This is a genomic window from Gracilibacillus saliphilus, assembly GCF_010994085.1.
Classification (GTDB): Bacteria; Bacillota; Bacilli; order Bacillales; family Amphibacillaceae; genus Gracilibacillus; species Gracilibacillus lacisalsi.
In genome coordinates, this window is record NZ_WJEB01000016.1 from 122,955 (window position 1) to 129,714 (window position 6,760).

At 37.1% G+C, this 6,760-nt stretch carries 9 protein-coding genes; 3 read left to right on the top strand and 6 right to left on the bottom strand.

Annotated features, from left to right (window positions below; genetic code table 11):
• Positions 1 to 4: 4 nt before the first annotated feature.
• The 3 genes from rbsK to GHT08_RS12770 form a co-directional block, all read right to left on the bottom strand.
• Complete coding sequence (gene rbsK, locus GHT08_RS12760) at positions 5 to 874, bottom strand: ribokinase (protein WP_163581777.1); 870 nt, start codon at positions 872 to 874, stop codon at positions 5 to 7.
• 15 nt (positions 875 to 889) lie between these two features.
• Entirely contained in the window at positions 890 to 1,822 is a 933-nt protein-coding gene (locus tag GHT08_RS12765; RefSeq protein ID WP_193568297.1) for a nucleoside hydrolase, read from the bottom strand.
• An 86-nt stretch (positions 1,823 to 1,908) separates the two neighbouring features.
• Positions 1,909 to 2,238 (bottom strand): winged helix-turn-helix transcriptional regulator, encoded by a 330-nt coding sequence (locus GHT08_RS12770; RefSeq protein ID WP_153834741.1) that lies wholly within the window; start codon positions 2,236 to 2,238, stop codon positions 1,909 to 1,911.
• 138 nt (positions 2,239 to 2,376) lie between these two features.
• Between GHT08_RS12770 and GHT08_RS12775 the strand changes: the two genes are divergently transcribed.
• Entirely contained in the window at positions 2,377 to 2,907 is a 531-nt protein-coding gene (locus GHT08_RS12775; protein ID WP_163581779.1) for a YceI family protein, read from the top strand.
• Between the two features lie 56 nt (positions 2,908 to 2,963).
• Here the strand turns inward: GHT08_RS12775 and GHT08_RS12780 are convergent, their stop codons facing one another.
• Positions 2,964 to 3,920: a LacI family DNA-binding transcriptional regulator gene (locus GHT08_RS12780; protein WP_163581780.1), complete on the bottom strand. Its 957-nt coding sequence runs from the start codon at positions 3,918 to 3,920 to the stop codon at positions 2,964 to 2,966.
• 80 nt (positions 3,921 to 4,000) lie between these two features.
• Here GHT08_RS12780 and GHT08_RS12785 point away from each other — a divergent pair, with 80 nt between their 5' ends.
• Positions 4,001 to 4,171, top strand: coding sequence for a hypothetical protein (locus tag GHT08_RS12785; RefSeq protein ID WP_163581781.1), 171 nt, complete (start codon positions 4,001 to 4,003; stop codon positions 4,169 to 4,171).
• A gap of 58 nt (positions 4,172 to 4,229) precedes the next feature.
• On the opposite strand, the gene GHT08_RS12790 is transcribed toward GHT08_RS12785, so the two are convergent.
• Positions 4,230 to 4,991, bottom strand: coding sequence for a DUF817 domain-containing protein (locus GHT08_RS12790; RefSeq protein WP_163581782.1), 762 nt, complete (start codon positions 4,989 to 4,991; stop codon positions 4,230 to 4,232).
• Positions 4,992 to 4,993: 2 nt separating this feature from the next.
• Entirely contained in the window at positions 4,994 to 5,353 is a 360-nt protein-coding gene (locus tag GHT08_RS12795; RefSeq protein ID WP_163581783.1) for a nuclear transport factor 2 family protein, read from the bottom strand.
• 79 nt (positions 5,354 to 5,432) lie between these two features.
• On the opposite strand from GHT08_RS12795, the gene GHT08_RS12800 reads away from it, so the two are divergent.
• Positions 5,433 to 6,392, top strand: coding sequence for an NERD domain-containing protein (locus GHT08_RS12800; protein WP_163581784.1), 960 nt, complete (start codon positions 5,433 to 5,435; stop codon positions 6,390 to 6,392).
• The last annotated feature ends 368 nt before the right edge of the window (positions 6,393 to 6,760 follow it).

A 6,760-nucleotide genomic window follows, 5' to 3' on the forward strand; every position in this document is an offset into this window, starting at 1 on the left:
ACTATCAACCTTTTCTTAAAAATTGTTCTACTTGGTCTCTTGTCGGCATACCGCCTTGGGCTCCTATCTTACCGACGGATAACGCTGCTGCTGCATTTGCAAACGTGACAGCTTGCGTTAAAGCTTGACCTTCTGCTAAAGCCACTGCTAATGCTCCATTAAAGGTATCGCCAGCACCTGTTGTATCTATAACATCTACTGGATGACCTGCTACTTCTTGCTCTTTGCCAGCTTCGACAAAAGATACACCTTGTTTACCTTTTGTAATAATTAATTTCTCGTTGGGCTGATTTCCGAATAGTTGTTGCCGTTCAGTTTCATTCGGCGTAATATATGTAACTTGTTCCCATATTGCTTGATCCAATTCCATAGCTGGTGCAGGATTAACAATCATAGGAATCCCATGTTTATGGCATAATGCCATACTGTATACAATCGTATCTTTCGGAATCTCAAATTGAAGCAAGACATAGTCACTCTCCAAAATCGCAGCTTTGATTTGTTCGATATAATCCTTTGTCACTTTGCCATTTGCTCCAGCAATGATAATGATTCGATTATCCTGTTCAGATAAGATGATATTAGCAAGACCTGTTGGTGTATCCCTTACATGATCAACGTGGTCTACTTGTATGTTTTCTTTCCGTAAATGATCCATTAAGACATCACCAAATTGATCGTCACCAACACGGCCAACCATCGTTACTTCCGCTCCCAAACGAGCAGCAGCTACTGCTTGATTGGCACCTTTTCCACCAGGTACCGTTTGGAAATTGGCGCCTCTTACTGTTTCACCTTGGACTGGCATTATATCTGTTTCGGTAACTAAATCCATATTAATACTGCCAATCACCGTGATTTTAGGTTGATTCATTCCTTACATCTCCTCTCACACGGAGTATGATTCTAATGCTTTTTTAAATAAGCTCCAAAATCTTTCCTGATCAAGTCCAGTAGCAAAATAAGCATTCGGCTCCTGACCTGTTACAGCTAAACGATCGACAACAGTCATCCCGTATGAGTGCTCCCCTTTTGTTTCTATCGCAACATGAACATGTTCAAATTCAAAAATAGAAGGATCAATGAGATGTGCAATCGTACATGCATCATGAATCGGGCCACCTGGAAAGGCAAAATAGTCTTTGTATGCTTGCATAAAAAAGACTAATAACTCTGCCACAAATTCACTTACTGGATTGGCCATTTCTTTTAACTGTTCTACTGTTTCTTGGGTAGCCAAGGCTTGATGTGTTACATCCAACCCAAACATTCGAATCGGAAGTCCACTATCAAACACGACTTTTGCTGCTTCTGCATCCACATAAATATTAAATTCTGCTGCAGGTGTCCAATTACCAAAGGTACCCCCACCCATTAAGACAATTTCCTTTATCTTCGTCCTGATAGAAGGATCTTTGACTAGAGCTAGGGCAATATTGGTTAATGGACCTGTCGGAACTAATGTAATTGGCTCTTCTGATTGGTGTAATTGCTCAATTATATAATCAACCGCATGTTGACTAATCGCCGTTCTTTTTGGAGTCTTCGGCAGATTAGGACCGTCTAAACCGGTCTCTCCATGAATATGCTCTGCTATTTCTGGTTCTCTTACCATCGGTCTTTTTGCACCTTGTACTACCGGAACATCGTCTAAACCGATAATATCACAAACCTTTAATGCATTTAAGGTATTCTTTTCTACTTCTACATTTCCCGAGACCGTTGTAATGCCGACGATATCTAATGGACTAACTTTAGAAGCTGCTAGAATAATAGCAATCGCATCATCATGCCCTGGATCACAATCTAAAATCACTTTCATATTCATCACTCCTTCCCTATATTGTACACAAAAAAACTGCGAAGCATCTACTCCACAGTTTGACTTCCATTTATTCCGGGTAAGAGTTATACAAATGATTGTTTTTCTTTTTCCATCCAGCCGTCTGCCCATTTTTGAATGCTTTCTAATACTGGTTCTAAAGCCTTTCCTTTTTCAGTTAAGGCATATTCGATTCTGACCGGTGTTTCATCATAGACATGGCGTTTCACGATGCCTTGTTTTTCTAAATCTTTTAACCGTTCGGATAATACACGTCCACTAATACCAATTGTTGCTTCAATGGTAGAAAAACGTTGTGCGCCTTCTAATAATTGAAAAATGATCAATCCAGTCCAGCGCTTATTTAATATATTTAATGCCGATTCAAACTTCGGACAAATCGTTTTGTCTGCCATAGTTCTCACCTCTTTAATTATAGTATAGCAAATTTTTTTACATAAATAAAATAATTAATTTACTTGACGTAACTAATTATTGTTTGTATACTTAGTTACATAAAGTAAGTTAATATTTTTTTGGGAGGAATTTCAGAAATGGCAAATGTAAATTTAGACAAAGTGCACAGTGCATTGAATTTTGAAGTAAAACATATGATGGTGTCGAAAGCAAAAGGTGAATTCCAAGAATTTGATGTAGATTTTAACGGAAGCTTCGATGACCTTGAAAATGCTAGTGTTAAAGCGACAATTGATGTAGCGTCTATCGAAACTAACAACGAGGACCGTAACGGACACTTAAAATCAGGTGACTTCTTTGATGTAGAAACATATCCAAACATTACTTTTGTTAGTAAAAATATCGAAAAAGTAAGTGATTCTGAATTTAAAATCACTGGCGATTTAACTATTAAAGGTGTTACAAATGAAGAAACTTTCACAGCTGAATACAATGGAAAAGCAAAAGATCCAATGCAAGGTAATACGATTGCCGGTGCAGATGTATCAGGAAAAATCAACCGTGAAGATTATGGTTTAACTTGGAATGCTCCACTTGAAACTGGCGGGGTATTAATCGGTAAAGAAGTTAAATTCTCCGGTGGATTTGAATTTGTTGTAGAAGAATAATAGTAAACACTAAAAGCCAACGCTCATGATGCGTTGGCTTTTTCATATGATTAAAACTATACTGTCCCTCTTTCTATAAGATTGACATGAAGTTCTTCATGGCGATTAATCGCTTTTCCTAAAACATGTTGAAACAGCCGCTCCCCCATTGTTGCAATTGGAATTTCAAACGTAGTAATATCCATCATTTTTGCTATTGGCTGATTATCAAAACCAATGATTGCCATGTCCTTAGGTACGTTTATATGTACATTCTTACAAGCGGTCAGGATGCCTGCTGCCACTACATCACTCGTTACCAATAGTGCATCTGGTTTTTCTGCTAATTCTGAGATTTCATCGATTACTTTCTGACCATCTTCAAAATAATAGTTTTCAGTAAAAACGAATTCCTTTTGTGGATATTGTTTCAAAAACTCCTTATAAGCCAGTTGGCGAAAGTAACTATTTGAGCCTGATTCTCGCCCTATACAGTAACCGATTCTTTTATATCCCTTATGTTTTAGATAAGCTAATGCATCCATAAAACTTTGGTAATGGTCAACGAAAACGGAATCTATGCTTTTATTCCCTGCTGCATTTTCACTGACAACTATTTTTCCGTATTGCTGATAAGCTTCGATGGTTGCTAATTCGATGATATGGGAACAAATAATCAGTCCATCAATTTGTTTATGTTTTAACATATCTAACGCTTCTTGTTCTCTATCTTTTTCGTAATTGGTTTGAATAAGAACAAAATGATAATGATTTTCTACCGCTTGCTTTGCAATTCCCTCGATAAGCAGCCCAAAGTATGGATGCTTTACAAAAGGAACAACAACACCGATTAGATGAGATTTTCCTTGGCTAAGACTTACCGCATTTCGATTTACCTGATAGTCTACTTTCCTCATCACATCGATAACTGCTTTCCGCTTCTCTTCACTAACATATGGATGATCATTAATTACTCGAGACACAGTTGTCACTGACACGCCGGCCATTTTTGCGATATCACGAATATTTGCCAAGATTTTCACCTTTTTTCTAAAAAAATTCTTGCTCTGAAACGCGTTTCACCATCTAAGCTAAGATTAAAGGAGGGTGAATGATGGAAATAGTATTTGGTATTTTTATCTGGTTATTTATGTGTGGTAGTATCCTTATTTTAGCATCCTTTGCCATTCAATTAGAAGGAGAAGATAAAAAGCATGATTTGAAGGGTTATCTGGCTTATATCGAAGAAGTGTACAATCGGAATATTACGGATCAGAAAAAATAACAGGAAGGCACATACAGAATCATTCTATGTGTTCTGTATGTGCTCTTGGCAAAAACTATTAATAGGCTTCTCTCCTCTCCTTTAAATGTTTTAACATTGCAACTATTAGGAAACTAACAATCACTAATAGGAGCCAGGAGCTAATTTTACCTAAATGAACGATTTGCCATGCTTGAGATTGTCCGGGATATTGCCACGCCCCAAAAAAGGTAGCAATATTCTCCGCAATCCAAATAAAAAAGCCGATTAGTACAAAGGATAAAACCAGTGGCATCTTATATGTACGATCATTGACCTGATAATAAACAATCGTTTGCAAGAATAATAGAATCGTTGCAACCTTTAGCACCCAGCGAAAATCATAAATATAGTGATGGGTAAAAAAGTTAAAATAGATTGCAGCACTTAAGATAGCAACCGTCCAGGTCGGCGGCCATTTTTCTAACTGAACATCGAGTCGACGCCAGGCCTGACATAAGTAACTGGCAACACTTGCATACATAAAACCGCTATATAGTGGTACTCCAAATATTTTGGTTAGGGCCTCTTCCGGATAGCTCCAAGACCCCATATGTACTTTATATATTTCCAGTGCAAGGCCAATAAGGTGAAAGACACAAATAACTTTCAGTTCATCCCATGTTTCCAGCTTCGTGACGAGCATGAGCACTTGGGTAATCAGACAAATGATCAGAATAAGATCATAGCGATGAATAAAAGATATGTCTACCATCTGAGTAATCGCTAATGTGGAGAAAATAACAACGGCAAAAACGCATGATTTTGCCTGCTCAATTCCAAACGTCCATAATTGTCGCACGGCTAGATCTCCAACACGTAACTGATGATTTCTTTGATTTTGCCATCTTTATGCTTGTTCAGCTTATAAATATCGCAGAAACTGTAATGACGCTGTTCTCCACTTCTATCTGTCGAATGTATAATACCATTAACTACTCCTTCTCTTCCATGCGTAATTAGATGTTCGATTTCTAGTTCGAACTGGTTGCCGTTATCCATTCCTTGTAGTGCCTGTTCTAAGTTTTCGATACCCTTTATCGTATCATTTCCGACCATGCGCCAAATGATATCATCTGTTACACTTTCTAGTATTTTTTCACTGTTTCCTTTTACAAAGGCTTCATTAAATGCTCGGAAAAATTGTTGATTTTTTGTTTCCATATATTGCACACTCCTTTTTCTAAATTAGTATACCATAGGAGGCTTGTTTGTTATAATGTAGCGGAAAGGAGATGATATATTGCTCTTAAGACCTCCACAAAAAATAGATCAATTGTTGCAGTTGGAAGTGATGCAAGAACGTTACCTCGACGTCCCTCCAAATATCTCCGAATCATTTGGCAGAGAACTCGCCGGATACCTTGGAGAGAAAAGTTTACCTTACTTCATAGACCTCATTACTACCACATCCCATTATGATTTATATGGACTAAGACTAGAAAGAAATAACTACCACTTCCAAATCGATAGCTTATTTTTATTCCCTGCCTTTTTCTTAATTACAGAAATTAAACACTTAAAAGGGAAACTTTTTATTAACGAAGCACATCAGCTGATTCAGTCGAAAGAATCAGAGCAGAAAGTGTACCAACACCCTCTTTCCCAAGCAAAATTACAAAAAGAACAGCTTAGAAAAGTTTTAGAAGACCTCGGTTTTGAATTCATTCCCATCTATACGTTAGTTATTTTCACTCATGATCAAGCAAATATTACATTTGAACATCCAGATATGATTCCTGTTCAACAACTTCCTTTTCGATTGGAGGAATTAACACGGGAATTCTCAGATCCTAGGTTAGAGCGGAATCAATTATTACAATTAGGCAAAAAGTTGGTGAGTATGCATCGAGAGCGCCCTCTTACTTTTTTACAACCAACTGGAGAGGTACTTCGCAATATTAGAAGAGGTGTGTTTTGTCCTAAATGTAAACCGCTGGTAATGAAATGGACTCATGGTGCTTGGAAGTGTAGTAAATGCGGCTATAAAGATAAAAATGCTCACATTCCTGCTTTGATTGATTTTGTTTTTATGTTTGGATACATCATCAATAATAGGCAGGCAAGGTGGTTCTTATTATTAGACTCCATTTACACGGCATCACGAATTTTGAGGAAATTAGAGGTTGAGTCTTACGGGGGAAATAAAAATAAAACTTATAACTTAAGATTTTTGCTGAATAGCTATAAAGGAAGGGCCTAAATAGGTGCCTTCCTTTGTTATTATTATTTATTTGCAACTCTTGCTTTTTATTTGCAGTTTTTCAGATTTAGTTGCAACTCTTGCTTTTTATTTGCAGCTTTTCAGATTTGTTTGCAACTCTTGCTTCTTATTTGCAGATTTCCAGATTTAGTTGCAGCTCTAGCTTTTTATTTGCAGGTTTTCAGATTTAGTTGCAGCTCTTGCTTTTTATTTGCATCTTTTCAGATTTATTTGCAACTTCTGCTTTTTATTTGCAACTTTCCAGATTTATTTGCAACTTCTGCTTTTTATTTGCAGCTTTTCAGATTTAGTTGCAACTCTTGCTTTTTATTTGCAGCTTTTCAGTTTTATTTGCAACTTCTGCTTTT

Excerpts from the sequence above, each read along its gene's own strand:
- GHT08_RS12785 (WP_163581781.1), top strand. The coding sequence starts at position 4,001 with ATGGAAATAGTATTTGGTATTTTTATCTGGTTATTTATGTGTGGTAGT.
- GHT08_RS12770 (WP_153834741.1), bottom strand. The coding sequence starts at position 2,238 with ATGGCAGACAAAACGATTTGTCCGAAGTTTGAATCGGCATTAAATATA.
- GHT08_RS12795 (WP_163581783.1), bottom strand. The coding sequence starts at position 5,353 with ATGGAAACAAAAAATCAACAATTTTTCCGAGCATTTAATGAAGCCTTT.
- rbsK (WP_163581777.1), bottom strand. The coding sequence starts at position 874 with ATGAATCAACCTAAAATCACGGTGATTGGCAGTATTAATATGGATTTA.
- GHT08_RS12765 (WP_193568297.1), bottom strand. The coding sequence starts at position 1,822 with ATGAAAGTGATTTTAGATTGTGATCCAGGGCATGATGATGCGATTGCT.
- GHT08_RS12775 (WP_163581779.1), top strand. The coding sequence starts at position 2,377 with ATGGCAAATGTAAATTTAGACAAAGTGCACAGTGCATTGAATTTTGAA.